The following is a 25506-nucleotide window of genomic DNA, read 5'->3' on the forward strand; positions in this document are numbered from 1 at the left end:
CACCACGCAGGCGTTGGTGATGCTGGCTCGCAAACTTGCTCGGGTGGTATTCGCCTTGCTGAAAGGGCAAAGCGAATATCAGACAAAAGTCAGTTGAGGGCTTCCCCTCAACCATAGAATCTCCCACGCAATGCGTGGGAGCGATGAGATCGCAGCCTTCGGCAGTGCCTGGAATGGATGCAAGTGCTGCCGCAGACGACGATCTTTTGCGATATACGCTGACTACTGCGCCGTCAAAACCTGCTCGGGCTTAATACTGCCAAAGCTGAGCTGTTTGCCATTGATGTATCGAGTGCCGCGGAACATGTGCTGCCCACCCACCTCGACGAAATCCTCATTCATATACATGAGCACGATCACTGACACAGGCGCACTGACGCCAGGAAGATGACCTTGCAGCAGATTGAGCGCCCAATGGAATTCGAAGATCGGTAAATCATCGATTTCAATCTGGCGCACCTCATTGAGCAATCGGATGTCTTTGCAGGCAGTAATGCGCAACTTGTTCTCGAGCACTTCAAACATTGGCTTGCCATAACGCACTTCATAATCAGCGCCGGTCGCCCATTGATTCATGTAGTACAACGGAGAGGTGAACAGCTCGAACAAGCCCTTGTTGTCATGAATACTGCCAGCGGCGCCAAACAGATAGTTGTAGGAGTAGTGGTAAGCCAGGCCATCCAGCTCAGGCCGAATAGCGTTGACAGGGTTGTGCAGATAACCGGGGATATTAAGGTTGGCCATTTGCACAAAGTGAGTGAAGTCCAGCCGCATGTCGAAAGTGACCGTATAACGAATGGCCCGCTCATTCGGGCTCTCTTCCAGCTTGCCGTCTACATAGTCCAGCGTCATTCCTTCGAGTTTTCTATAGATACGTTCTGCCATGATCGCGCTTCCTGAACAGCGGAGAAATTCCACCACTCATGTGATCCGTTTTCAACACCAACGTCTACTGTCAGAAATTACAGGTAAAGCACCGTTTCCGATGAACGGTACGCCCCGTGCAAGTTAATAAGGATCGCGCCACAGGTCCGGTGGAATCGGCAGGGCGTCTTTCGACGGATCCGAGCGTTTGCTTTTAGGAAAAGCGGCGAAAAACCGGGACGGATTTATTTATCTTAAAAAGCCTTTCGGACGAACGGTTCGCATACCTGTGATTTCTGACAGTAGATGCGTTTTCTTATATCTGCTTGAGTAGCCACTCCTCAACTCAGCAGGACAATAGCCATGACCCCGAACAATAAGATCATCGAAGATTTCAATGATATGAAAGATTGCGCATATGGCGGCAACCAGGGATTCAGCAGACCCCATATGGACTTTAAATTCATTAGTCGACCTGATGAGACCTCTGCAATGGCCATCAGGAGCGCTCCGGATCGAGAGCACTTCGGAGGCAAGGTATTAGCGGTGATGGGTGGCAAGCTTAAAATAAGCTTGAACACGGCCGTTTCGGCTATCAGTTTCCGATTCATCAATGCCGGTAATGGATTCAAAGCCTATTTCTATGATGAAAATAATCAGGAACTAGGGCAGAAGGACGAGGAAGCACAGGGTGACGGCACAACGCTGAAGGAGTTGAAATTCGAACATCCGGGCATACACCACATCCACATCATCGAACCCAACGGAACGATCATGTTTTTTGACAATATCGAGGCGACTTCATGACGGGAGCCAGTCGATTCGCAGGTGCCTGAACTCAAGAGTCGCGCCGCAGGTCCGGCGGTATCGGCAAATCATCCTTGAGCGGATCCGGGCGCTTGCCCTTGCCTGCGCGGTACTGGCGGATCTGGTAGACGTACGCCAATACCTGCGCAACCGCCAGATACAGCCCGCCGGGGATTTCTTCTTCAAGCTCGGTGGAGTAGTAGATCGAGCGCGCCAGCCCGGGCGATTCGAGGAGCATGACATTGTTGGCCACGGCGATTTCGCGGATCTTCAGTGCGAGGAAGTCGCTGCCCTTGGCCAGCAACAGCGGCGCCCCACCCTTTTCCGAATCGTATTTGAGCGCCACCGCATAGTGGGTCGGGTTGGTGATGACCACGTCGGCGTCGGGAATCGCCGCCATCATCCGCCGCTGCGACATTTCGCGCTGGGTTTGCCGGATGCGCTGCTTGACCTCCGGCCGGCCTTCCTGATCCTTGTGCTCGTCGCGCACTTCCTGCTTGGTCATCTTGAGCTTTTTCATGCTCTCCCAGATCTGCACCGGGACGTCGACCGCCGCGATGATGATCAGGCCGCAGGCCAGCCACAACGAACTCCAGCCGACCAGCACCACGCTATGAATGATCGCCTGTTCCAGCGGCTCATGGGCAATGCGCAAAAGGTCATCGACGTCCGCCGACAACACCAACAAGGCCACCCCCAGGGTGATCAAAAACTTCGCCAGTGCCTTAAGCAATTCGATGACGGCCTTCATCGAGAACATCCGCTTCAGGCCTGCCCCAGGATTCATCCGGCTGAACTTGGGCGCCATCGAGCCTGCCGCGAACAACCAGCCACCCAAAGAGATCGGCCCGATCAGCGCGGCCAGCAACAGGGTGATCATGATCGGCTGAATCGCTACCAGCGCGATCTTTCCCGATTGCAGGAGAAACGCACCCATGGAGCCCTGATCCATGATCACCTCGCGCGACAGCGTGAAGTTCAGGCGCATCACGTCCATCATGTCTTCGGCGAGCATGCCGCCGAACACCAGCAGTGCGCCGGCACCGGCCATCACCACCGCGAGGGTGTTGAGCTCTTTGGAGCGGGCAATCTCGCCCTTCTCACGGGAATCCTTTTTACGTTTCTCCGTGGGGTCTTCTGTTTTGTCCTGACCGCTTTCGCTCTCTGCCATGACTCAGCGCGCCCGTGCCAGTTCGCGTAACAACTGCAAGGCCTCGGTGGCCAGCGGCTGGTACTGATTGAGAATGTCCGCCAGGCCGACCCAGACGATGAACAGCCCGAGCACCAGGGTCAGCGGAAAACCGATGGAGAAAATGTTCAGTTGCGGTGCGGCGCGGGTCATCACGCCGAAAGCGATGTTGACCACCAGCAACGCGGTCACCGCCGGCAATACCAACAACAGCGCCGCACCCAGAACCCAGCCAAGCTTACCGGCCAGCTCCCAGTAATGCGCGGTCATCAGCCCACTGCCGACCGGCAATGTCGTAAAACTTTCGGTCAGCACCTCGAAGACCACCAGATGGCCGTTCATCGACAGGAACAGCAAGGTCACCAGCATGGTGAAGAACTGTCCGATCACCGCCACCGAGACGCCGTTGGTGGGGTCGATCATCGAGGCGAAACCCATCCCCATCTGGACCGCGACAATTTGCCCGGCCACCGCAAAAGCCTGGAAAAACAGCTGCAGGGAGAACCCGAGCACGGCGCCGACCAGAATCTGTTCGGCAATCAGCAGCAGACCACTGAGATCAAGTGGACTGACAGCCGGCATCGGCGGCAGGCCCGGCACGATCACCACGGTAATCGCCACGGCGAAATACAGGCGCACGCGTCGCGGTATGAGGGTTGTGCCGAACACCGGCATGACCATCAGCATCGAAGCCACGCGAAACAGCGGCAACATGAACGTCGCCACCCAGGAACTGATCTGGGTGTCGGTCAGCTGAAGCAGCGATTGCATGGCTTAGCCGATAACCATCGGAATGTTTTTGTACAGCTGGATGATGTATTCCATGAAGGTCTGCACGATCCACGGACCGCCGACGATCAGGGTCACCAGCATCACCAAAAGACGCGGCAGGAAGCTCAGCGTTTGTTCGTTGATCTGCGTCGCCGCCTGAAACATCGACACCAGCAGACCGACCAACAGACTTGGCACCACCAGGATGGCGACCATCATGGTGGTCAGCCACAGGGCTTCGCGGAATATGTCGACCGCGACTTCTGGCGTCATGGCGTGACACCTCCAAAACTGCTGGCAAGCGTGCCGATAATCAGCGCCCAGCCATCCACCAGCACGAACAACATGATCTTGAACGGCAGGGAAATGATCAGCGGCGAGAGCATCATCATACCCATCGCCATCAGTACACTGGCCACGACGAGGTCGATGATCAGGAACGGAATGAAGATCATGAAGCCGATCTGGAACGCGGTCTTGAGTTCGGATGTGACGAACGCCGGCACCAGAATGGTCAGCGGCGCCTGATCCGGGGTGGCGATGTCAGTGCGCTTGGACAGGCGCATGAACAGCTCCAGATCGCTGGTACGCGTCTGCGCGAGCATGAAGTCCTTGATCGGCACCTGGGCTTTTTCCACCGCTTGCTGGGCGGTGAGTTTTTCCGCCAGATACGGTTGCAGCGCATCGTTGTTCACCCGGTCGAACACCGGGGCCATGATGAACATGGTCAGAAACAGCGCCATACCGGTGAGGATCTGGTTCGACGGCGTCTGTTGCAGCCCGAGGGCCTGACGCAGGATCGAGAAGACAATGATGATCCGGGTAAAACTGGTCATCAGGATGACCGCCGCCGGGATAAAGCTCAGCGCGGTCATGATCAGCAGGATCTGCAGACTGACCGAATACTCCTGAGCGCCGTCGGCGTTGGTGCCCAGCGTGATCGCCGGGATCGACAACGGATCGGCGGCCAATGCCAGCGGCGCGGCCAGCATCAGAGCCAGCGTCAAGACGATGCGTAGCGCACCCATTACTTCTTATCCTTCTGATCCTTGCCGAGAATCTTCAGCAGGTGCTGGGCGAATTCCGGCGTCGCTTTCTCGCTGCCACCCGGCACCTCGACCGGCTCCTTGAGCACGTGCAGCGCGGTGATGGTGCCAGGGCTCAGCCCGAGCAGAATCTGCTCGTTACCGACCTGCACCAGCATCAAACGGTCACGCGGACCCAGCGCGCGCGAACCGATCAGCTCGATCACCTGGCCCTTGCCCGCCGGCCCCGCCTGCTGCACCCGGCGCAACAGCCAGGCGAGGAAGAAGATCAACCCCAGCACCAGCAACAGGCCAAACACAAGCTGCGTCAATTGCCCGGCCACGCCACTGTTGACCATTGGCGCAGTAGCGGCGACAGGCGCAGCAGTGGTAGCCGCCGTGCCAGCAGTTGCCGCCGGCTCAGCGGCGAGCACGCTCAATGGCAATGCCAGTAGAACCCAGAGAAACCGCTTCACTCAGCGCAGCTTCTTGATGCGTTCGCTTGGACTGATCACGTCGGTCAGGCGGATGCCGAACTTCTCGTTGACCACTACCACTTCGCCGTGCGCGATCAGCGTGCCGTTGACCAGTACGTCCAGCGGCTCACCGGCCAGGCGATCAAGCTCGATCACCGAGCCCTGGTTCAGTTGCAGCAGGTTGCGGATGTTGATGTCAGTGCTGCCCACTTCCATCGAGATGGACACCGGGATATCGAGGATCACGTCCAGATTCGGACCGTCCAGCGTCACCGGATCGTTGTTCTTCGGCACGCTGCCGAACTCTTCCATCGGCAGACGGTTGGAGCCCGAAGCACCGGCATCGGCATCGGCGGCCAGCAGCGCGTCGATGTCGGCCTGGCCGTCACCGGTTTCTTCCAGGGCAGCAGCCCATTCATCAGCCAGTGCCTGATCGTCCTGGGCGTTCATATCGTCGTTCATCATTTGTCCTCGGCGGGCAACAATTCAGCTAAATGTGGGGGTGAAAGCGTCGCTTCAGCGACGCTCGATCGGCTCGATCACCTGCAACGCGAGGTTGCCTTTGTGCGAGCCCATCTTGACCTTGAAGGCCGGCACGCCGTTGGCGCGCATGATCATTTCTTCCGGCATTTCCACCGGGATCACATCCCCCGGCTGCATGTGCAGGATGTCGCGCAGTTTCAACTGGCGGCGGGCCACGGTGGCACCGATCGGCACGTCGACATCAAGCACGTCCTGGCGCAGGGCGTTGACCCAGCGTTCGTCCTGATCGTCGAGGTCCGACTGGAAACCGGCGTCGAGCATCTCGCGAACCGGCTCGATCATCGAGTACGGCATGGTCACGTGCAGATCGCCGCCGCCGCCATCGAGTTCGATGTGGAAGGTGGAGACCACAATTGCTTCGCTCGGGCCGACGATGTTGGCCATGGCCGGGTTCACTTCCGAGTTGATGTACTCGAAGTTGACTTCCATGATCGCCTGCCAGGCTTCTTTCAAGTCGACGAACGCCTGCTCCAGCACCATGCGCACCACGCGCAGTTCGGTCGGGGTGAATTCACGCCCTTCGATCTTGGCGTGACGGCCATCGCCGCCGAAGAAGTTGTCCACCAGCTTGAACACCAGTTTGGCGTCGAGGATGAACAGCGCAGTGCCGCGCAACGGCTTGATCTTGACCAGGTTGAGGCTGGTCGGCACGTACAGCGAGTGCACGTACTCGCCAAACTTCATCACCTGTACGCCACCGACGGCAACGTCCGCCGAGCGGCGCAGCATGTTGAACATGCTGATGCGAGTGTAACGGGCAAAACGCTCGTTGATCATCTCCAGAGTCGGCATGCGTCCACGGACGATGCGATCCTGGCTGGTCAGGTCGTAGCTTTTGACACTGCCGGGTTCGGCAGCGTTATCGGTCTGTACCAGACCATCGTCGACGCCATGCAACAGCGCATCGATTTCATCCTGGGACAGCAGATCCTGCACGGCCATGTCGTGTTCCTACTGCAGTACGAAATTAGTGAAAAGCAACTGTTCGATCACCACTTTGCCCAGCTCCTTTTGCGCCACTTCCTGGACGCTGGCTGTAGCCTTCTGGCGCAACATCTCCTGCCCGACCGGCGTCGCCAATGTGGCGAAATCCTGACCGGAGAAGAGCATTACCAGGTTGTTGCGAATCACCGGCATGTGCACTTTCAGCGCTTCCAGATCGGCCTGATTGCGGCCCAGCATGGTGATGCTCACCTGCATGTAGCGTTGACGGCCATTCTGGGTGTAGTTGGCGACAAACGCCGGCGCCATAGGCTCGAAAATCGCCGGTTGCTTGCCGACCGGCGCAGCATCGGCGGCCTCGGCAGGCTTGCTTTGGGCACTGTGCATGAAGAACCAGGTCGCCCCCACGGACGCGCCAATGGCCAGCAGCAACGCCAGCACGATCACGATGATCAGCTTGAGTTTGCCTTTGGTCGCGGGGTCTTTTACTGCTGCTGTTTCGCTCTTCGCCATGCCAATAATCCGTCACTATTCGGGTTTTCACAGTCGCACGGCAAGGCAAGAGCAAGTGTTATGCCAGAAGTGTCGGAGCAAATTGGGAGAACACACAAAACCAATGTGGGAGCGGGCTTGCTCGCGAATGCAGTGTGTCAGTCAACATTAATGTTGAATGTCAATGCGCATTCGCGAGCAAGCCCGCTCCCACAGGGGGTACAGGGTTGTGTCAGGCGTAGTAATCGACGGCACTGCTGCCGATCACGCTGGTCGTTTGAGTCGCTTCGGCCACGCTGACAGGCGCCAATTCTTCATCCGCAGAATCCAGACGACCACCGGCAGCGCTGCTACGACCACTCTGGCCCTGCTGCGCCTGTTCCTGACCTTGCTGGCCCTGCCAGCCACGGTTCTGGTCAGACACGTTAACGTCGACCTGGCCCATGCCCTGCTGGTTGAACATCTCCCGCAGACGATGCATCTGCCCGTCGAGCGCTTCACGCACACTTGGGTGCGCGCTCATGAACGTCACTTGGGTCTGCTGGTCCGGCACCATGTTCACGCGGATATCCAGGCGACCGAGTTCGGCCGGCTGCAATTGAATGTCCGCCGCCTTCAGGTTGACGCTCGACAGATACATGACGCGGTTGACCACTTCTTCCGTCCAGCCGCTTTGATGCATGGCGATCGGCTGGTTCACCGGCACGGCGTTCGCAGTCTTCGGCGTGGCAGCCTGAGTCAGTGCAGCCAGACGGTTGGCAAAGTCATCGACGCGGGTATCGCTGGTCGCGGCTTTCAGGTCTTTCAGACCCTCGTCGATCAACCCGCTGAAGGCTTTCTCGCCACCCTGACTGGTGCTGTCCTTGTCGGACTGCACGTCGAGCATGCTCGCCATGCCGGCGGCAAAGTTCTGCGCCGAGGTCAATTCACCGTCAGCCTGAGCTTGCGCAGGGGTCGCTTTCGGTTGTGCCTGGCTGGCAGCGGAAATGTGCCCGCCCTGCTCCATCGCCATGCGCACGGCCGGCAACGCATCGAGTGGATCGGTTGAAGGATCGAAATCGCTGTCGGCGCTGGCTGCCGGGTCTTTGAGCACACTTGGCAACACGGCGACTGCCGGGGTTTCGGTTTTCGGCGCGGCGCCGGCCTCGACGACCGGAGCTGGCGCTACGACTGGGGTTACTACCGGCTGCACTACGGCGGCCAACGCAGGATCCAGCGTCGGGTCGACCGGCGCGGCGTCGGTCACCGGGGTCTGCGACGTATCAATGGCGTCATCGCCGCTGACGGACTTGTCATCGGTCGCGGCAGGCTTGTCGGCAGGCAAGGCATTGCCGCTATCGGCAACGGCAGGCTTGGAAGTGGCCGACTGATCCTTGCCGACGTCCTTTTTGCCGCCATTGTCAGCGACCTTGTCACGCGGTGATTTGACCGAGTTGTCAGCGCTCGTCGCAGGCTTTTTCGAACCTTGATCGGCGAACACTTGAGCGAAGCTTGAGGCCTTGTCCCCGGCGTCTGCGGCCATTGCCGAGGTTTTGGCAGAGGCGGCCTGAGCCTTGGCCTGGGCGGCGTTCTGAAGAAGAATGTTGGGGGTCGCAGGCATGAAACGGTCTCCGCTGCACTGGGATCGTAGGTACAGTTGGCGGAGATAACTGCAAGTGCCGGGCCAGTTTTGTCCGACGCTTGAGAAAAGCGCCGGACGGTGGGATCAGTGCGTGTGAGCGGGATGTTTTTCGCTTTCGTAAACCGGACGAACTTCAGCAAATTCGCCGCTGATCTCAGCGACCAGTTTGACTATTTCCGCCGGGCTCTTGTCTTTGGCGTCCGATTCGAGTTCCTGGCAGAGCGCCGCCAGGCGGACAGCTCCCATGTTGCTGGCACTGCCCTTGAAACTATGGGCAACTTCCGACAACACCTTGGCATCAGAGGTCTTTTGCAACTCGCCCAAGCGACTTTCGGAATCCGCCAGAAAGGTATCCAGAAGCTCCGGATAACCCTCCTCCATGACTTCGCGCAGTACGCTCAGCGCCTCGCGATCTACATGTGTGTCAGCCACTTGTTCACTCCTTGATCAAGAATTACGCGGATTATGCCTCAACCTCCCAGAAAAACTCCACGCGAGCACTACGACCTTCGTCCGACCAACTGGCGTTGCGCCCCAATTGACGGACCAGGCTGACTCCGCGCCCCGACAGACGGGCACCGTCCAGCGGTCGCTCCATCACCCTCGCCACATCGAAGCCTGCGCCGCTGTCTTCGACGCGAATGACCAGACACCCGCCCTCGCCTCGCGGCGTGACCTGCAAATGCACGCGCACGTAACCGTCCTGCAGGGACTCCAGTCGCGTGTTGCGCTGCCCATAATAGCGAGCGAATCCCGATGCATCGCGCTTGAGGCTTGAGTCGAGCCCAAGCACGCCGTGCTCCAGGGCATTGGAATACAGTTCGGCGAGCACGCTGTAGATGGCGCCACCCTGCACCCGTAATCCGTGCACTTCCAGCAGTAACTGCAACAGATACGGCAAGGGATTGAAACGCTTGAGCGTGGTACCCCGAAACTCGAAGCTCACCGACCAGTCCAGCGGGCACGACTGGCCGCTGTCGGAATACACCGGCGTCGACGGCTTGACCTGCGCGGGCGCCAGGAGGCTGACTTCGACCATGCTCACATCATCTCGAGCCTCACCGCGAAACGCTTGCAGTGCGCGCTCGATATCCTCAAACAACTGATCCGGCTCACGGTTGTTGGCAAACACCTGCTGCAGGCGCTCGACACCGAACAGTTGATCACTGGCATCACTGGTGTCGAGCACCCCGTCCGACAACAGAAACACCCGATCGCCCACGGCCATTGAATGAACTTCGGTACGATCGTCGAACGCCTGCGGGCTCAGCACCCCCAACGGCAAATGCCGCGCCGCCAGCGGTTCGCGCTCGCCACTGGCGATGCGGTGCAGATAACCGTCGGGCATGCCACCGTTCCACACCTCGACCGAACGCCGTTGAAAACTAAGACACAGCAGCGTCGCGCAGCAGAACATGTCCACCGGCAGGATGCGCTTGAGCTTGGCGTTCATCTCGCGCAGGGTTTCAGCCAGCCCGTAACCTTTGGCGGTCATGCCGTAAAACACCTCCGCCAGCGGCATCGCCCCCACCGCCGCCGGCAGACCATGGCCGGTGAAGTCCCCCAACAGCACATGCATGTCACCGGCCGGCGTGTACGCCGCCAGCAGCAGATCCCCGTTGAACAACGCATAAGGTGACTGCAGGTAGCGAATATTCGGCGCACTCAGGCAACCGGAATGCGCGACTTTGTCGAACACCGCTTTGGCGACGCGTTGCTCGTTAAGCAGGTAATCGTGATGTTTGGCGATCAGGTCGCGCTGTTGCAGGACCGTGGCCTGAAGGCGCCGCAAGCGATCCATCGCCTTGATTTTGGCGGCGAGGATCACCTGATTGTAGGGCTTCGCCAGAAAGTCGTCGCCACCGGCCTCCAGACAACGGGCCAGCGCTTCGCTCTCAGTCAGCGATGTGAGGAAGATGATCGGCACCAGCGTTTCTCCGGCCAGCGCCTTGATCTGCCGCGCAGCTTCAAAGCCGTCCATCACCGGCATCATCGCGTCCATCAGGACCAGATCGGGTTGCTGGCGACGAAACAATTCGACCGCTTCTGCACCGTTGGCCGCCGTCAGGACTTCGTGCCCCTGGCGACGGACGATGGTCGACAGCAGCAAGCGGTCGGCAGCGCTGTCTTCGGCGATCAGGATGGTCAGCGGCTCTTGCGCCTGCATGGCCGTCAACTGATGTCGAAGAGCTTGTCGAAGTTGGAGATGGCGAGGATCTTGCGCACGTCGGAGTTGCTGTTGACCACCCGCACATCCGAGTCGTCGCCGCCGGCGTGATCGCGCAGCAGGAGCAGCATGCCCAATGCCGAACTGTCGAGGTAGGTGGCTTCTTTCAGATCGACCACAATGGATTCGGGTTTCTTGGCAAGATGCTCATAAGACTCACGAAATTCCTGATGGCGGCCAAAATCGAACCGCCCCCTGACCGAAATCGTCAGCTTTTGACCATCCGGGGATACTTCTGTAACGACTGACATTGACTGGCTTCCTTGTCATTGACGAACGTGTACAAGGTTTAGCACCTGGACTGGGTTGGGGCAAGGTTCAGAGTCGGATCAAATGCGGGAGAGGCGTGTGACATTGTGGGAGGGGGCTTGCTCCCGAAGGCGTTGTGTCAGTTAACACTTCCATCAGCTGACCGACCGCGTTCGGGAGCAAGCCCCCTCCCACTGATTTCGAGGCAGCCCCGCATCCAGTGAACAACCCCCACAGGGTTTAGCCGCGCGGCCTAGAAGGGTTCATGTCGTGGCAACCGCTGGGACAACTCGTCCAGCAGTTTCTGCTCGCGCTTGTCTTCGAGACGTTGCGCCTCTTCGCGATAACGCTGCACCAACTTGCGCAAACCTTCGACTTTGGCGAACGCCTGCTGCCATTCCTCACGCGCCTTATCGAGCTTGTTCTGGTGCCAGACCAGGCTTTGCCGCTGCTGATCGACAGCGGTGTCGAGTTGCGCCAGAAAGCCCTGAAAACCAAGCAGCCACTGCCCGCTCACGCCGGTGCTGCCGCGCACGATCCATTGCTGCGAGTAATCCAGACGGAAGGCATTGAGGTCGGCGAGTTTGCTTTCGGCGACTTTGACCTGACCCTGAAAATAGCCCAGGCGTTGCACGGCGGTTTTCTCGGCCTGTTCGGCCATGTCCACCACCGGTGCCAGGCGCGCGGCTCGGCTGACGGCCATGAGTGGTTACCCGCCCGCCGCAGGGGCGAACAGCGTTTCCAGATAAGCCTGGCTTTCGCCCATGTTGATTTTGTCGTTCAGCCCCTGGCGCTGGTACCTGACCAACTGCGGTTGCAGGGAAATCGCCAGATCGGTCTCGCGGTCGCCACCAGCAACATAGGCGCCGACACTGATCAGATCGCGACTCTGCTGATAGCGCGACCACAACTGCTTGAAATACTGCGCACGCTGCATATGTTCCGCCGAGACCACCGCCGGCATCACCCGGCTGATCGACGCTTCGATATCGATGGCCGGGTAGTGCCCTTCCTCGGCCAGTCGCCGGGACAGCACGATGTGCCCGTCGAGTACGCCCCGCGCCGAGTCGGCAATCGGGTCCTGCTGGTCATCGCCTTCGGACAACACGGTGTAGAACGCCGTGATCGAACCGCCGCCCTTCTCCGCGTTACCGGCGCGCTCCACCAGTTTCGGCAGTTTGGCGAATACCGATGGCGGATAACCCTTGGTCGCTGGCGGCTCGCCGATGGCCAGGGCGATTTCCCGCTGGGCCTGGGCGAAACGGGTCAGCGAATCCATCAGCAACAGGACGTTCTTGCCCTTGTCGCGGAAATACTCGGCGATCCGCGTGCAGTACATCGCCGCGCGCAAACGCATCAGCGGCGCATCGTCCGCCGGCGAGGCGACCACCACCGAACGCTTGAGGCCTTCTTCACCGAGAATGTGCTCGATGAACTCCTTAACTTCTCGACCCCGCTCACCGATCAGACCCACGACGATGATGTCGGCCTCGGTGAAGCGGGTCATCATGCCCAGCAGCACGGATTTACCCACGCCAGTACCGGCGAACAGACCGAGGCGCTGACCACGACCGACCGTCAACAAACCGTTGATGCAACGGATGCCGACGTCCAGCGGCACGCTGATCGGGTCACGGTTGAGTGGGTTGATGGTCGGGCCGTCCATCGGCACCCAGTCTTCGGCTTTCATGCCGCCCTTGCCGTCCAGCGCACGACCGGCACCATCGAGTACGCGACCGAGCATGCTCATGCCCATCGGCAAACGACCGGTTTCGGCCAGCGGCACCACGCGGGCACCCGGAGCAATGCCGGCGACGCTGCCGACCGGCATCAGAAATACTTTGCTGCCGGAGAAGCCCATGACTTCCGCTTCCACCTGCGAGGGGTGATAGCTGTCGTCGTTGATCACCAGGCAGCGCGTGCCCATGGCTGCACGCAGGCCTTCGGCTTCCAGCGTGAGGCCGACCATGCGCAGCAGGCGACCTTCGAGAATCGGCGCGCCGGCAATTTCGGTGGCCTCGGCATAGGTGCTCAGGCGCTTGGCGAAACTGGTGCGTTCAAGGCGCATCGGGTTCGTCCGCGAGCGGCTCTTCCGGGACTGCCGCCGGTTTGATGTCTTCAGGAATGTCCAGGCTCACGTCCGGCTCGGCCGGATGAAGGACTTGTTCGTGCAACTGGTCGAACAGCTTGTCCATGACCTGGATGACGCGGCTTTCGATGCTGGCATCAATGCGACTGTGCGCGGTTTCGACCCGGCAACCGCCCGGTAACAAGGACTCGTCTTCGACGATGCGCCAGCTTTCCTCATGACGTTCGCGCAGGGCTTTGGCCTGCTCGAAGTCCTGCGGATTGACGTACAGACGCACGTTGTCGACACCCAGCGGCAGCAACTTGAGGGCGTCGCGCATGACGTGTTCGATCTGGCTGGAGTCGATCGCCAATTCGCGCTTGATCACCTGTTTGGTGATGTGTTGCACGAGATCGACCAGCGACTTTTCGATCTGGGTATCTTGCTCGGCGATCGGCTCGAACAAATGACTCATCAGTTGCTCAAGGCTGGCGAGTTTTGCCGCCAGGGCCACTTCGGCCTCTTGACGCACCTTCAGCGTGGCGCTGTGAAAACCTTCTTTTTCGCCAACGGCGAAGCCCTCGTTGTAAGCCTCCTGGCGGATGCTTTCGAGCTCCTCAAGCGTCAGTGGCTGGACTTCTTCCAGCGGCACTTCTTCCATTTCCGGCGGTTCAGGCTCGGGCTCTGGCTCGGGTTCCGGTTTCGGCGGATCGAAGCTGGGCAGCGCCCAGGACTCAAAGCTGCGAACATCGCGGGCACGGATCAGATCCGTCACATCGTCATCGTGCTTATCCATGGGCTTAGATCATTTCCTCGCCACCCTTGCCACCCAGGACGATCTCGCCAGCTTCGGCCATACGACGAGCAATGGTGAGGATTTCCTTCTGCGCCGTTTCCACGTCGCTGACGCGCACCGGGCCTTTGGCCTCGAGGTCGTCGCGCAACAGTTCGGCGGCACGTTTGGACATGTTCTTGAAGATCTTCTCTTTGACGCCTTCGTCCGAACCCTTGAGGGCCAGCACCAGCACGTCGGAAGACACTTCGCGCAACAGCGCCTGAATGCCGCGGTCGTCGACGTCGGCGAGGTTGTTGAACACGAACATGAGGTCTTCGATCTGACCGGACAGGTCTTCGTCGACTTCGCGGATCGAGTCCATGAGCTGGCCTTCGATCGAGCTGTCGAGGAAGTTCATGATGTCCGCCGCACGCTTGATGCCACCCAGGGTGGTGCGCGAGGCATTCGAGTTGCCGGAGAACTGCTTCTCGAGAATCTGGTTGAGCTCTTTCAATGCTGCCGGTTGCACGGTATTCAACGACGAGACGCGCAGGATGATGTCCAGACGCACCTTGTGGTCGAAGTTGCCAAGCACTTCACCGGCCTGATCCGGGTCGAGGTATGCCACCACGATCGCCTGGATTTGCGGGTGTTCGTAACGGATTACGTCGGCAACCGCGCGCGGTTCCATCCATTTCAGGCTGTCGAGGCCGCTGGTGTTGCCACCGAGCAGGATGCGATCGATCAGGCCGTTGGCCTTGTCTTCACCCAGGGCCTGGGTGAGCATTTTGCGCACGTAGTCGTCAGAACCGACGCCCAGGCTGGTCTGGTCGCCGACGATGTCGACGAACTCGCTCATGACCTGTTCGACTTGCTCGCGATGAACGTTGCCCATCTGCGCCATGGCCACACCCACACGCTGAACCTCTTTCGGGCCCATGTGGCGCAGCACTTGCGCGGCATCGGTCGAGCCCAGGGACAGCAGCAGAATCGCTGCTTTATCAACCCGGGTCAGTTTGGCGACGGCGGCTCGGTTATCACTCATCTGCGTTAATCCACTCTTTCACGACCTGGGCCACGCGACCCGGGTCTTCTGCCACCAGACTCTTGATTGCATTCAGTTGCGCGTCATAACCCTCGCTCGGGCTCGGCAACAGAATGCTCTGCGGACCACCGAGGCTCACGCGGTCGTTGGAAAGTTCGCCGTCCAGGCCGCCCATGCCACCGAGTTCCACGTCGCTGCCCAGACCGGCCAGCTCCTTGCCTTTGCCACCGCCGGTGATGTTGTTGAGCACCGGTCGCAGCACACCAAACACCAGCACCAGGATGAACAACACACCCAGCACTTGTTTGACGATGTCCCAGAACCATGGCTGGGAGTAGAACGGAATATCGGCAATTACTTCACCGCGCTCGGCGGAGAACGGCATGTTGATCACGCTGACGCTGTCGCCACGGCTGGCGTCAAAACCGACGGCGTCCTGCACCAGGCGAGTGAAGCGCGCCAATTCGTCGGCGCTCCACGGCGCGCGGGTGGTTTCACCGTTGGCCGCATTGACCTTGACCTGATCGTCAACCACCACCGACACCGACAGACGATTCAGGCGACCCTGCTGCTGCTTGGTGTGGCTGATGGAGCGATCGAGTTCGAAGTTCTTGGTGGATTGTTGACGCTTGTCGGCCGGGTACGGCGCGAGCATCGGCTGACCGGTCGCCGGGTCCATGATCTGCTGGCCGTTGGCGTCAACCAATGGCTGACCTGGCTGCACCATACTGGCAGGCGCTGCAGCGCCACCCGTGGTTTGCGGTGCCGAGGCCGGCGACGGTGGCTGGTTGCTGAGGGCACCCGGCACACCTTGCGGGCCATTGCTGGCGGTACGCTGTTCGTTGACTGACTGCTCGCTGCGCAGCGCCGGTTGATCCGGGTTGAACTGCTCGGCAGTGGATTCGACGGCGTTGAAATCGATATCGGCCGACACTTCAGCCTTGTAGCGATCGTTGCCCAGTACCGGTTGCAGAATGTTGTGCACGCGCTGGGTGAGCATGCTTTCCATGCGACGGCTGTAATCGAACTGCTTGCCGGCCATGGTCATTTCAGAGTTTTCCGCCTGATCAGAGAGCAGATTGCCCTTCTGGTCGACGACGGTAATCTGCGATTTGCTCAGCTCGGGAACGGAAGTGGCCACCAGGTTGATGATGGCAACGACCTGGCCTGGCTCCAGCGAACGACCGGAGTACAACTCGACCAGAATCGAAGCGCTCGGCTTGCGTTCATCACGCACGAACACCGAACTCTTCGGAATCGCCAGGTGCACGCGGGCACCCTTGACGTTGTTCAGGCTGGAGATGGTGCGCGCCAGTTCACCTTCAAGGCCGCGACGGTAACGCGTCGCTTCCATGAATTGGCTGGTGCCCAGACCCTGTTCCTTGTCGAGGATTTCGAAACCGATGTTGCCATCGCTGGGAGTGACACCAGCAGCAGCGAGTTTCATCCGCGCACGGGACAAGTCATCGGCCTTGACCAGCAAGGCACCGGAGTTGGGTTCAACGGTGTAAGGGATGTCGGCGGAGGCCAGGGTGTCCATGACCTGCTTGGCGTCCATGCCGGCAAGACTGCCGTACAACGGACGATAATCCGGCTGCTGCGACCACAGCACCACGGCAAAGCCAATCGCCACGCTCGCAGCCAGACCGACCAACAGGCCCACCTGACGCAGCACGGTCATCTCGGAGAGGTTTTCCAGGAAGGACAAGCCGAACAGCGGCGGTTTGCCGTCTATCGGGGTGGCCTTGGCCGGAACGTTATCGGCGACTGCTTCTGCCATGACTCAATCTCTTCCTTAAACCGGCATCTGCATGATGTCTTGATAGGCCTGAACCAGTTTATTGCGCACCTGGGTCAGAGCCTGGAACGACACGCTGGCTTTTTGCGAAGCGATCATCACGTCCGTCAGGTCGACGCCGCTCTTGCCGATTTCGAAGGCGTTGGCCAGCTGGGTCGAAGCCTGCTGGGTATTGCTGACTTTGTTGATGGCTTGACCGAGCATGTCGGAAAAGCTGCTGCCTGCCAGTTCAGGGACAGCGGCGGTCGATTTCGGCGTCGACATGGCATCCATTTTCATGGCCTTCATGTCCATCATCAACCGATTGAATTCAATACCTTGGCTCATGGTCTACTCTCTTGGGCGGCCCGCATTTTTTTGACACTCACTCGACGGGTACACAGGTGTTAGCAACAAGGGTGCCAGCTCATGGGCACCTCTTTCAGAAAAGCTTTTTCAAACGTTGCGTGTGGCTCACGTGGCGAACAGATAACCTTCGACGTCCATCCCCGCATCGCGCATTTGCGCCAGCTTGTAACGCAGGGTGCGCGGGCTGATGCCGAGCTTTTGCGCCGCTTCTTTACGGCGGCCACGCTCAGTGCGCAGGGTGTCGATGATCATCTGAAACTCCCGGCGGCGCAGGTCATCGCCCAGAGCCCCGGCCGAATCCGCGTCGATTTCGACTTCGCGAATGACGGCCGGACCCGGGGTTACCGACGGCAAAGCGGCGAACGTCACGCTGCCCTGCAAACAGAAATCCTGCGGCTGGATCAAACCACCCTGCTGCAAAATCAACGCACGCTGAATCGCGTTATCCAGCTCACGCACGTTGCCAGGCCATGGATAACCGGTCAGGCACGCTTGCGCCTCTGGCGAAAGTTTCGCCGCGGCATGCTTCATTTTATTGACGTGTTTGGCCAACAACCGCTCAGCCAGCGGCAAGATATCGGCAGTGCGCTCGCGAAGTGGACGCCAGGCCAGGGGGAAAACCGACAGACGGTAGAAAAGGTCTTCACGGAACCGACCCGCCGCTACTTCGCCGGCCAGATCACGGTTGGTGGTGGCGACCACGCGGATATCCAGAGTGATCGGCTTACGCCCGCCAACCCGCTCGACTTCGCGCTCTTGCAGAACACGCAGCAGCTTGGCTTGCAGGCCAAGCGGCATTTCGGAGATTTCGTCGAGCAGTATAGTGCCGCCGTGGGCCTGTTCGAACTTGCCCGCCTGCGCCGCAATGGCGCCGGTGAACGAGCCTTTCTCATGCCCAAACAACGTCGCTTCAAGCATGTTGTCCGGGATCGCTGCGCAATTGATCGCAATGAACGGCTGATTGGCGCGATGGGATTGCTGGTGAATGTAGCGCGCCAGCACTTCCTTGCCGGTGCCGGACTCGCCGGAAATCAGCACCGTGGAATCACTGCGGGCGACACGCGCAGCTAACTCCAGAAGCTGCGCACTGGCTGGCTCGACCGCAATCGGACCTTCGGTGTCGCTGGCACTGAGGCTACCCAGCGCATGCCGCGCCACCAGATCAAGCAAAGCCTTTGGCTCGAACGGCTTGACCAGATAGTCCGCCGCGCCTTGGCGCATGGCATCGACGGCGCGCTCCACGGCGCCATGCGCGGTCATCAGCAACACCGGCAATTGCGGCTGACGGGCGCGCAGCAGCGAAAGCAATTGATGACCATCCATACCAGGCATGTTGACGTCGCTGACCACCAGGCTGAACGCCTCGCACGCCACCGCCGCCAACGCCTCTTCAGCGCTGCCGACCGCATGATAATCGTGGCCCGCCAACAGCAGCGTATCGGCCAGCGCTTCACGCAACGAACGGTCATCCTCGACCAGCAGAACCTTGATGCCCATGTCTTTCACTCAGCTCCCTGTACAGCGCAAAACAGCGGCAGGATCACCTGCGCGCACGTGCCGCGCCCGACGCGCGAACGCAGCTGCAATTCTCCCTGATGTGCCCGCGCCACCGCTTTGACCACGGTCAGGCCAAGGCCGGTACCGGTGACTTTAGTGGTAAAAAATGGCTCACCAAGGCGCTCCAGCACCGCCGGCTCGATCCCGCTGCCGGTATCGCTGACGCACACGCGCAGCGTGTTGTCGCGGGTGTAGCAATGCACCTTCAAACGCACATCGGCGGCGCTGGCCTGGATCGCGTTTTCGAGCAGATTCAGCAGAGCGCCGACCAGCGTATCGCGATTGCACAGCAACTCGCCGGCATGGCTGTCGCACTGCCAGCGAACAGGCAGATCCTGCACATGAGTCAGCGCGGCAGCCTGGAGTGCCTGCATCAGGGCATTGGGCGTGAGGCGGTCGGTAAGCGGCAATTCGCCGCGAGCAAACACCAGCATGTCGCGCACCTGATGCTCCAGCTCGTGCAGGCGCTCCTTGAGGCGTCCGGCAAACCGCTGCTGGGTGGCGACAGGCAGTTCCTGCTCAGTCAAATGACTGGCGTAGAGCAGCGCAGCGGACAATGGCGTACGGATCTGATGCGCCAGCGACGCAACCATGCGTCCCAGCGAGGACAGGCGCTCGTGGCGTGCCAGTTGATCTTGCAGATGACGGGTTTCTGTCAGGTCGTTGAGCAGCACCAATTGCCCCGGCTCAGCGTCCAGCGAGCGTGTGGCAATCGACAGGCGCCGACCGTCTTTCAGGGAGATTTCGTGACCGTCGTCTTCACGCGGGGCGAAGCAGCGCGCAATGACATGGCGCCACAGTTCGCCTTCCAGCGGCAGACCGAGTAACTCAATGGCGGCCGGATTAGCTTCACGCACGATGCCATGACCATCTATGACGATAACGCCACCGGGCAACAGATCGAGGAGGTTTTGCAAACGGTTGGCCAGGCGTTCTTTTTCCGCCAGTTCCTGCATGCGTTGGGCACTGACCACCGCCAGTTCACCCTTGAGCTCAGTGACCCGCGCCTCAAGCATGCTGTAGGAGTCAGTCAACTGACTGGACATCTGACTGAAGAGCGCGAACGCCTGCTCGAGACCCTGACGGCTCGCCTGCTCTACGGACGACGCTTGCCCCTCGGCATTGGGGGCTGAAGACATCTGGGAGGCTTGGGGCATTGTGCTCTCTCGCTTGGCTGACCGTCAGTTAAACGGAACGTTGCGAGTGATGTAGCAATACCCGTGCCTAAAAAAAATCGCTTATAAATGAAGCAGTTGAAAAACAGGCGTCAATCCTCCGCCTGTTCATCTCCGTCGCGCCGACTCATGCCGTACTTACGCATCTTCTCCACCAGCGTGGTCCGCCGAATACGCAGACGCTCCGCAGCTCGTGCCACAATGCCGTTAGCATCGTCCAGAGCCTGCTGAATCAGGCCCTGCTCCAGACCACCGAGGTAGTCCTTCAGATCAAGGCCTTCCGGTGGCAGCATGGCGTTGGCGCTGAAGTCAGGCGTATGGCCGTTGATTGCCACGCGCTCTTCGAGATCGCTGCGCAGGCTGTCGACCATTTGCTCGTCTTCGTCGTCGACGTAGCGGAATTTCTTCGGCAACTCGACCACGCCGATCACCCCGTACGGATGCATGATCGCCATGCGCTCGACCAGGTTGGCCAGTTCGCGGACGTTGCCCGGCCAGCCGTGACGGCACAGCGACATGATCGCGGCCGAATTGAAACGGATCGAACCGCGTTTTTCGTGCTCCATGCGCGAGATCAACTCGTTCATCAGCAGCGGGATATCCTCGACGCGCTCACGCAGCGGCGCCATCTCGATCGGGAACACGTTCAGGCGATAGTAAAGGTCTTCGCGGAACGTACCGATCTCGATCATGCTTTCGAGATTCTTGTGGGTCGCGGCAATGATGCGCACGTCGACGCTCTGGGTCTTGTTGCTGCCTACGCGCTCGAAGGTGCGCTCCTGCAACACGCGCAGCAGCTTGACCTGCATCGGCAGCGGCATGTCACCGATTTCGTCGAGGAACAGCGTACCGCCGTTTGCCAGCTCAAAGCGGCCGGCACGGCTGGTGATGGCACCGGTAAAGGCGCCCTTCTCGTGGCCGAACAGTTCGCTTTCCAGCAGCTCTGCCGGGATCGCCCCGCAGTTGACCGGCACGAACGGCGCGTCACGGCGCTTGGAGTGGTAATGCAGGTTACGCGCGACCACTTCCTTGCCGGTACCGGACTCGCCAAGGATCAGCACGCTGGCGTCGGTGTCGGCCACTTGCTGCATCATCTGGCGTACGTGCTGGATCGCCCGGCTGGTACCGACGAGGCTGCGAAACAGATTGGGTTCACGATGACGGCCGCGTTCACGAGCCTGGTCATACATCTCGCGATAGACCTGGGCGCGGTGCAGCGAATCGAGCAATTTGCTGTAGCTGGGCGGCATTTCCAGGGTCGAAAGCACGCGGCGACGCTGGTCTTCAGGCAAGTCGACGGAAGAATTATCGCCCATCAACAAAACCGGAAGGAACTCATCCCAGGTCGAGAGTGTCTTTAGCAAGCCCAAAAGCGCGCCAGGAGCATTAACCGTCCCGATCAGTACGCAAATGACCTCACGACTAGACGACAAAGAGCCGACTGCCTGCTGCCAGTCATGGCTGCCGCAGGGTAAATTTTCTTCGCCGAGAAAATTTAGAATCACCGCCAGGTCGCGGCGGCGAACGCTATCGTCATCGATCAGCAGAATTTTGGTTTCACGCCACATGCAATAGCAACTTCCCTAGTCAACTCAATGCCCGAAATATGGGGCAAGCGAGACGCTTGCAGGACACCATGTGCCTGTAGACGCCTGAAATCTGAAAACAGCCACTAGTTAAGTCAAAAAACCGTGCACAGTCAAATTTATGGCGCACATCTGGATTAACTGGGGGTTAATTAACCAAACAGATGGTAAACCTTTGCCGCCTTTTGCGCTTGGGTGATCTGCGACATCTCGTTGGCTATCGCCTGCCGTTCACCCATGGCCACCTCAAGAAGCTCCTTGTAGACATGGAGCAACTCCTCAAGGTTGTCGCGCAACGCGACCTCGTCCAGCGAAGCCTCACTCAAGACGTCTTCCATGCAGGAACGGCAAGCCAGATCCAACTCGCCAATGGCTTCCCAGTTACGTTCGGCCAGAGCACTGACCAACGCTTCACGGGTATCGGCAATTCGCTGCAATACAAGACTCATGGTGATCTCCTTTAGAACTGCGGAGCAGGCACAGGGGCAATCGCATCCCAACCTTCTTTGACCGTGCTCAGCAGGCCGGCGACCTCATCAAGAATGCGTGGATCGCTGCTGATATTCGCCTCGGCCAGACGCTTCATCATGTAGATGTACAAGCCGTCCAGATCCGCCAGCGTATCAGCACTGTTTTCCAGATCCAGACCTTCACGCAAACCACTGACAATGCCGATAGCCTTGCTGATCGACGTGCACTTGCCAGGAATGTCCTTGCGCTCGATGGCGCCTTTGGCCTGAGCAATGCGGGCCAGCCCGCCTTCCATCAGCATTTGCACCAGACGGTGCGGGCTCGCCTCGGATGTCTGGGCGTGCGCACCGACTTTCTGATATTGCCGAAGGGCTAACATTGGGTTCATGTTCTACCTCATTGCCACAATGACTCGTATAACCAGTGTATCGCCATCGAATCACAGAACTTTAGATCAAAAGACAAAAACCCGGCGCACGCCGATAAAGCGTAGCCGGGTTTCTGTCGTTGCCAGCCGTTACTTCGCGGATTGCTGAGCGTTCATCGTGGCGAAGAACGAGGTGATGTTGCTCGCCGTCGCCTTCATCTGCCCGACCAGAAGGTCCATGGCGTTGTACTTGGCCGTCAACGTCTTCGTCAGGTTATCGACGCGCAAGTCCAGGGCCGCCTGCTGCTTTTGCAGAGCGGTGGTTCGGCTCGTCAGGTTGGAACTGCGCTGATCGAGCAGCCCGCCCGTTTCCGAATACGGCTTAAGCGCGGTGTTCATGCGCGACAACAGGCCGTTTTTGGCATCGGTACCGCTGAACAACTGCTGAACCTGACCGGCCATGCCCGGCGTTTCCATGCGTTGTTTGAACACCGCGGTGTCCAGCGTCAGCAAACCGGTCTTGCTGTCCGTCAGAACACCCATTTGCGACAGCACGGCCAATTGCCCTGGCTGGCCCGCTCCTGGAGCGGTCAGTTGAGCACGAATATCCGCCATCAGAGAACGCGGCAGCGCGTCACCGGTGAACGCCGCAGACACCGTCAGATTGCCATCCTCGTCCGGCGTAGCCTTGGACAGGGTGTCGATGGTTTTCTTCAGGGTGTTATAGGAATCGATGAACGACTGCAGAGACGTCTGGATGCCGGCGGTGTTGGTCGCTACCGAGACATTCGCAGCGGTTTGCTTGCCACCCGCATCCACAGGGCTGGCGGTAACGAGATTCAGCGTCATGCCGCTGATTGCACCGGTCACCGTATTGGACTTGCTGGTGACAGTCAGCCCGTCGATGGTCAGGGTTGCATCCTTGGCCACCTCTCCGACCGCGCCCGAAGCGCCCGCCGCAGGGGAACTGCCCATAGGCTGGGTACCGTCGATTTCCAGACCCGCGATGCCGCTGACCTTGAGGTCCATGCCAGCGCCGGTCTTGTTCGAACTGAGCACCAGGCGCGAAGCACCTGTGCTGTCAGTCACGATGTTGGCAGAGATACCATTGGCCGACTGCGCGGTGTTGATCGCGTCTCGCGTCGACTGCAAGGTGGCATTGGCCGGAATCGTGACAGGGTAATCAGTGCCATTCTGAGTGATTTTCAGAGTACCACTCGGAATGGCACTGGCGGCACCGCCGGCAAAGGCGGCACTGGCTATTTTCGAGCCGGTGGCCAGGTTCTTCACGACAACACTGTAGGTACCAGGCACGGCAGTCTTGTCCGACGTTGCACCGAGCACGGCCGGGGTGTCCGACGTCGCGGTGAAACCGGCAAACGCAGGGCTCGACGCACTGTTCAGGTCGGTCATCGACTTCTGGAACGCGGCCAGAGCACTTTTCAGCGAACCAACGCCGGAAATCTTCAGCGAGTTGGTTTTCGTCTGCGTGTCGATCTGGGTCTGCTTGGCAGACTTGTCGGCGTTGACCAGCGCGGTCACGATCGCGCCGATGTCCAGACCGGAACCCAGCCCGGAACCCGGTAGAATTGGACTTGCCATGTGCATCTCCCTTCAGATTGTTGCCATTCTTTTGACCGTTACACGCGTCCTGAGAACGGACAAACATAATTCATGCCAGCTATCAGACTTTGGCGTCAAACAACACGTGGCTCGCATTGGCGAGGCTGTCTGCCAGCTTGAGGGCTTCTGCGGAGGGAATCTGTCGAACGACTTCACCCGTCTCGCTTGCGATCACCTTGACGATGACCTTACCGGAGTGTTCATCAATCGAGAACTCCAGATTGCGCTTGATCGACTGGACAAACTTTTCGATCTCCTGCACCGCCAGTTTCAACTTGGCGTCGTCCGTCTCCTGACGCTTGTCAGCAACCGGAGCTTCAGCCTTGGCAACTCTAGGCGTCTCTGACGGTTTGTCAGCAACCGGCGTTACTGGCTTGGGAGCCGGGTAAGACAGGTTAAGCTTGACGCTCATGTCCATGCCCATCACCTCCTAACGTAAAAAAGCGAGAGAGCACGACAAGCGCACCCCCCCGCTCAAACTCGATCCGAAATTACTGAAGCAGCTTCAGTACAGCGGAAGGCAGTTGGTTGGCTTGAGCCAGAACAGAAGTCGAAGCCTGTTGCAGGGTTTGCTGCTTGGTCAGGTTAGCAGTCTCTGCGGCGAAGTCGGTATCTTGTACGCGACCTTGTGCAGCAGTGGTGTTCTCGGTGATGTTCTGCAAGTTCTGGATGGTGCTGGTCAGACGGTTTTGCGAAGCACCCAGGCTGGCACGAGTTGCACCGATGGCAGCGATAGCGGCGTCGATTGCAGTGATCGCGTTGTCGATGTTGGTAGTAGCGCCAGTGACGGTAGCACCGGTCAGGGCCAGAGTACCGCTGCCTACCGACAGGCTGGCGGCGTCGAACTTGGAGCTCAGTACCAGGTTGATGTGGTTAGCCGAACCGGTGTTTGCGCCCACTTGCAGGGTCACAGTACCAGCCGAACCGTCCAGCAGGTTTTTGCCGTTCAGGTTGGTCGAAGCCGAGATACGGGTGATCTCGTCGGACATCTGAGCGAATTCAGCGTTGGTAGCGGTCTGGTCAGCAGTGCCGTTGGTACCGTTACGTGCTTTAACAGCCAGTTCACGCATACGCTGCAGAATGTCGGTAGTCGCTTGCATAGCGCCTTCAGCGGTCTGAGCAACGGAGATACCGTCGTTGGCGTTCTGGATGGCTTGGGTGTTACCACGGATCTGCGAGGACATACGGTTCGAGATCTGCAGGCCAGCGGCGTCGTCTTTAGCGCTGTTGATTTTCAGGCCGGAAGACAGGCGCTGCATCGAAGTCGACAGAGCGTCGGAAGCGCGGTTCAGGTTTTTCTGAACGTTCAACGACGTAGTGTTGGTGTTTACTGTTAAAGCCATGACGAATTCCTCGTTGGTTGGGTACTGCGGCTTCCGGCCCTGGCAACCGCCGGGTATGGCCTAGAGAACCTTCGTAATAGTTATCGTCGGGTTTGCAGGTTGCTTGAGGGCTTTTTAAAAAAATTTTGCCATCACCCTGCCACC

28 protein-coding genes and 1 pseudogene are annotated in these 25506 nt (G+C 59.3%); 2 read left to right on the forward strand and 27 right to left on the reverse strand.

The genetic code is table 11. The features are described from left to right. Window positions 1-97 (forward strand): annotated as a pseudogene (locus CKW18_RS24350) (IS110 family transposase); the annotation flags it as partial. Between the two features lie 125 nt (window positions 98-222). Here CKW18_RS24350 and CKW18_RS24355 read toward each other — a convergent pair. Next, a complete protein-coding gene (locus CKW18_RS24355) occupies window positions 223-885 on the reverse strand; it encodes a hypothetical protein (protein WP_095191123.1) in 663 nt (220 codons plus the stop codon). A 342-nt stretch (window positions 886-1227) separates the two neighbouring features. On the opposite strand from CKW18_RS24355, the gene CKW18_RS24360 reads away from it, so the two are divergent. Continuing rightward, window positions 1228-1671, forward strand: a complete 444-nt coding sequence (locus CKW18_RS24360; RefSeq protein WP_095191124.1) for a hypothetical protein — start codon at window positions 1228-1230, stop codon at window positions 1669-1671. Between the two features lie 31 nt (window positions 1672-1702). Here the strand turns inward: CKW18_RS24360 and flhB are convergent, their stop codons facing one another. The 26 genes from flhB to CKW18_RS24490 all read right to left on the reverse strand — a co-directional run bounded on the left by flhB (window position 1703) and on the right by CKW18_RS24490 (window position 25362). Continuing rightward, entirely contained in the window at window positions 1703-2842 is a 1140-nt protein-coding gene (flhB, locus tag CKW18_RS24365) for a flagellar biosynthesis protein FlhB (RefSeq protein ID WP_095191125.1), read from the reverse strand. Window positions 2843-2845: 3 nt separating this feature from the next. Beyond that, window positions 2846-3631 carry a flagellar biosynthetic protein FliR gene (gene fliR, locus CKW18_RS24370; protein ID WP_095191126.1) on the reverse strand — a complete coding sequence of 262 codons (786 nt, stop codon included), beginning with the start codon at window positions 3629-3631 and terminating at the stop codon, window positions 2846-2848. 3 nt (window positions 3632-3634) lie between these two features. Then, window positions 3635-3904 carry a flagellar biosynthesis protein FliQ gene (gene fliQ / locus CKW18_RS24375; protein ID WP_095191127.1) on the reverse strand — a complete coding sequence of 90 codons (270 nt, stop codon included), beginning with the start codon at window positions 3902-3904 and terminating at the stop codon, window positions 3635-3637. Then, on the reverse strand, window positions 3901-4659 hold the full coding sequence (gene fliP, locus CKW18_RS24380; RefSeq protein WP_095191128.1) for a flagellar type III secretion system pore protein FliP: 759 nt from the start codon (window positions 4657-4659) through the stop codon (window positions 3901-3903). Before fliP ends, fliQ begins: the two co-directional genes overlap by 4 nt. Beyond that, window positions 4659-5132 (reverse strand): flagellar biosynthetic protein FliO, encoded by a 474-nt coding sequence (gene fliO / locus CKW18_RS24385; RefSeq protein ID WP_095191129.1) that lies wholly within the window; start codon window positions 5130-5132, stop codon window positions 4659-4661. The genes fliP and fliO overlap by 1 nt, the downstream gene beginning before the upstream one ends. Beyond that, a complete protein-coding gene (gene fliN, locus CKW18_RS24390) occupies window positions 5133-5594 on the reverse strand; it encodes a flagellar motor switch protein FliN (RefSeq protein ID WP_095191130.1) in 462 nt (153 codons plus the stop codon). It lies immediately after the preceding gene. A gap of 54 nt (window positions 5595-5648) precedes the next feature. Then, complete coding sequence (fliM, locus tag CKW18_RS24395) at window positions 5649-6617, reverse strand: flagellar motor switch protein FliM (protein WP_038363850.1); 969 nt, start codon at window positions 6615-6617, stop codon at window positions 5649-5651. Window positions 6618-6626: 9 nt separating this feature from the next. After that, window positions 6627-7130: a flagellar basal body-associated protein FliL gene (gene fliL, locus CKW18_RS24400; protein ID WP_095191131.1), complete on the reverse strand. Its 504-nt coding sequence runs from the start codon at window positions 7128-7130 to the stop codon at window positions 6627-6629. Window positions 7131-7341: 211 nt separating this feature from the next. Then, entirely contained in the window at window positions 7342-8709 is a 1368-nt protein-coding gene (locus tag CKW18_RS24405; RefSeq protein ID WP_095191132.1) for a flagellar hook-length control protein FliK, read from the reverse strand. 105 nt (window positions 8710-8814) lie between these two features. Next, window positions 8815-9162 carry an Hpt domain-containing protein gene (locus CKW18_RS24410; protein WP_095191133.1) on the reverse strand — a complete coding sequence of 116 codons (348 nt, stop codon included), beginning with the start codon at window positions 9160-9162 and terminating at the stop codon, window positions 8815-8817. A gap of 31 nt (window positions 9163-9193) precedes the next feature. Then, the gene (locus CKW18_RS24415) at window positions 9194-10897 is read right to left on the reverse strand and encodes a fused response regulator/phosphatase (RefSeq protein WP_095191134.1); all 1704 of its coding nucleotides are present in this window, start codon (window positions 10895-10897) and stop codon (window positions 9194-9196) included. A gap of 5 nt (window positions 10898-10902) precedes the next feature. Beyond that, window positions 10903-11208: an STAS domain-containing protein gene (locus tag CKW18_RS24420; protein WP_095191135.1), complete on the reverse strand. Its 306-nt coding sequence runs from the start codon at window positions 11206-11208 to the stop codon at window positions 10903-10905. A gap of 251 nt (window positions 11209-11459) precedes the next feature. Next, window positions 11460-11909 carry a flagellar export protein FliJ gene (gene fliJ / locus CKW18_RS24425; RefSeq protein WP_095191136.1) on the reverse strand — a complete coding sequence of 150 codons (450 nt, stop codon included), beginning with the start codon at window positions 11907-11909 and terminating at the stop codon, window positions 11460-11462. 6 nt (window positions 11910-11915) lie between these two features. Further along, window positions 11916-13274 (reverse strand): flagellar protein export ATPase FliI, encoded by a 1359-nt coding sequence (gene fliI, locus CKW18_RS24430; RefSeq protein ID WP_095191137.1) that lies wholly within the window; start codon window positions 13272-13274, stop codon window positions 11916-11918. Then, the gene (fliH, locus tag CKW18_RS24435; protein WP_095191138.1) at window positions 13264-14070 is read right to left on the reverse strand and encodes a flagellar assembly protein FliH; all 807 of its coding nucleotides are present in this window, start codon (window positions 14068-14070) and stop codon (window positions 13264-13266) included. The genes fliI and fliH overlap by 11 nt, the downstream gene beginning before the upstream one ends. A 4-nt stretch (window positions 14071-14074) precedes the next feature. Beyond that, window positions 14075-15094: a flagellar motor switch protein FliG gene (gene fliG, locus CKW18_RS24440; RefSeq protein ID WP_095191139.1), complete on the reverse strand. Its 1020-nt coding sequence runs from the start codon at window positions 15092-15094 to the stop codon at window positions 14075-14077. After that, entirely contained in the window at window positions 15087-16874 is a 1788-nt protein-coding gene (fliF, locus tag CKW18_RS24445) for a flagellar basal-body MS-ring/collar protein FliF (protein ID WP_095191140.1), read from the reverse strand. The genes fliG and fliF overlap by 8 nt, the downstream gene beginning before the upstream one ends. Window positions 16875-16889: 15 nt before the next feature. Next, on the reverse strand, window positions 16890-17219 hold the full coding sequence (gene fliE, locus CKW18_RS24450; RefSeq protein ID WP_095191141.1) for a flagellar hook-basal body complex protein FliE: 330 nt from the start codon (window positions 17217-17219) through the stop codon (window positions 16890-16892). Between the two features lie 126 nt (window positions 17220-17345). Then, window positions 17346-18737: a sigma-54 dependent transcriptional regulator gene (locus CKW18_RS24455; RefSeq protein ID WP_095191165.1), complete on the reverse strand. Its 1392-nt coding sequence runs from the start codon at window positions 18735-18737 to the stop codon at window positions 17346-17348. A gap of 5 nt (window positions 18738-18742) precedes the next feature. Next, window positions 18743-19936: a PAS domain-containing sensor histidine kinase gene (locus CKW18_RS24460; protein WP_167394904.1), complete on the reverse strand. Its 1194-nt coding sequence runs from the start codon at window positions 19934-19936 to the stop codon at window positions 18743-18745. Window positions 19937-20064: 128 nt separating this feature from the next. Then, entirely contained in the window at window positions 20065-21540 is a 1476-nt protein-coding gene (locus CKW18_RS24465) for a sigma-54 dependent transcriptional regulator (protein ID WP_095191143.1), read from the reverse strand. A 170-nt stretch (window positions 21541-21710) separates the two neighbouring features. Next, window positions 21711-22007: a flagellar protein FliT gene (locus CKW18_RS24470; protein WP_095191144.1), complete on the reverse strand. Its 297-nt coding sequence runs from the start codon at window positions 22005-22007 to the stop codon at window positions 21711-21713. Window positions 22008-22018: 11 nt separating this feature from the next. Beyond that, on the reverse strand, window positions 22019-22417 hold the full coding sequence (fliS, locus tag CKW18_RS24475) for a flagellar export chaperone FliS (protein ID WP_095191145.1): 399 nt from the start codon (window positions 22415-22417) through the stop codon (window positions 22019-22021). A gap of 129 nt (window positions 22418-22546) precedes the next feature. Next, window positions 22547-23998: a flagellar filament capping protein FliD gene (gene fliD / locus CKW18_RS24480; RefSeq protein WP_095191146.1), complete on the reverse strand. Its 1452-nt coding sequence runs from the start codon at window positions 23996-23998 to the stop codon at window positions 22547-22549. 82 nt (window positions 23999-24080) lie between these two features. Next, window positions 24081-24437 (reverse strand): flagellar protein FlaG, encoded by a 357-nt coding sequence (locus CKW18_RS24485; protein ID WP_095191147.1) that lies wholly within the window; start codon window positions 24435-24437, stop codon window positions 24081-24083. A 73-nt stretch (window positions 24438-24510) separates the two neighbouring features. Next, window positions 24511-25362 (reverse strand): flagellin domain-containing protein, encoded by an 852-nt coding sequence (locus tag CKW18_RS24490; protein WP_095191148.1) that lies wholly within the window; start codon window positions 25360-25362, stop codon window positions 24511-24513. Window positions 25363-25506: the final 144 nt, after the last annotated feature.

The sequence above is a fragment of the Pseudomonas sp. Irchel 3E19 genome, from assembly GCF_900187585.1.
Lineage (GTDB): Bacteria > Pseudomonadota > Gammaproteobacteria > Pseudomonadales > Pseudomonadaceae > Aquipseudomonas > Aquipseudomonas baetica.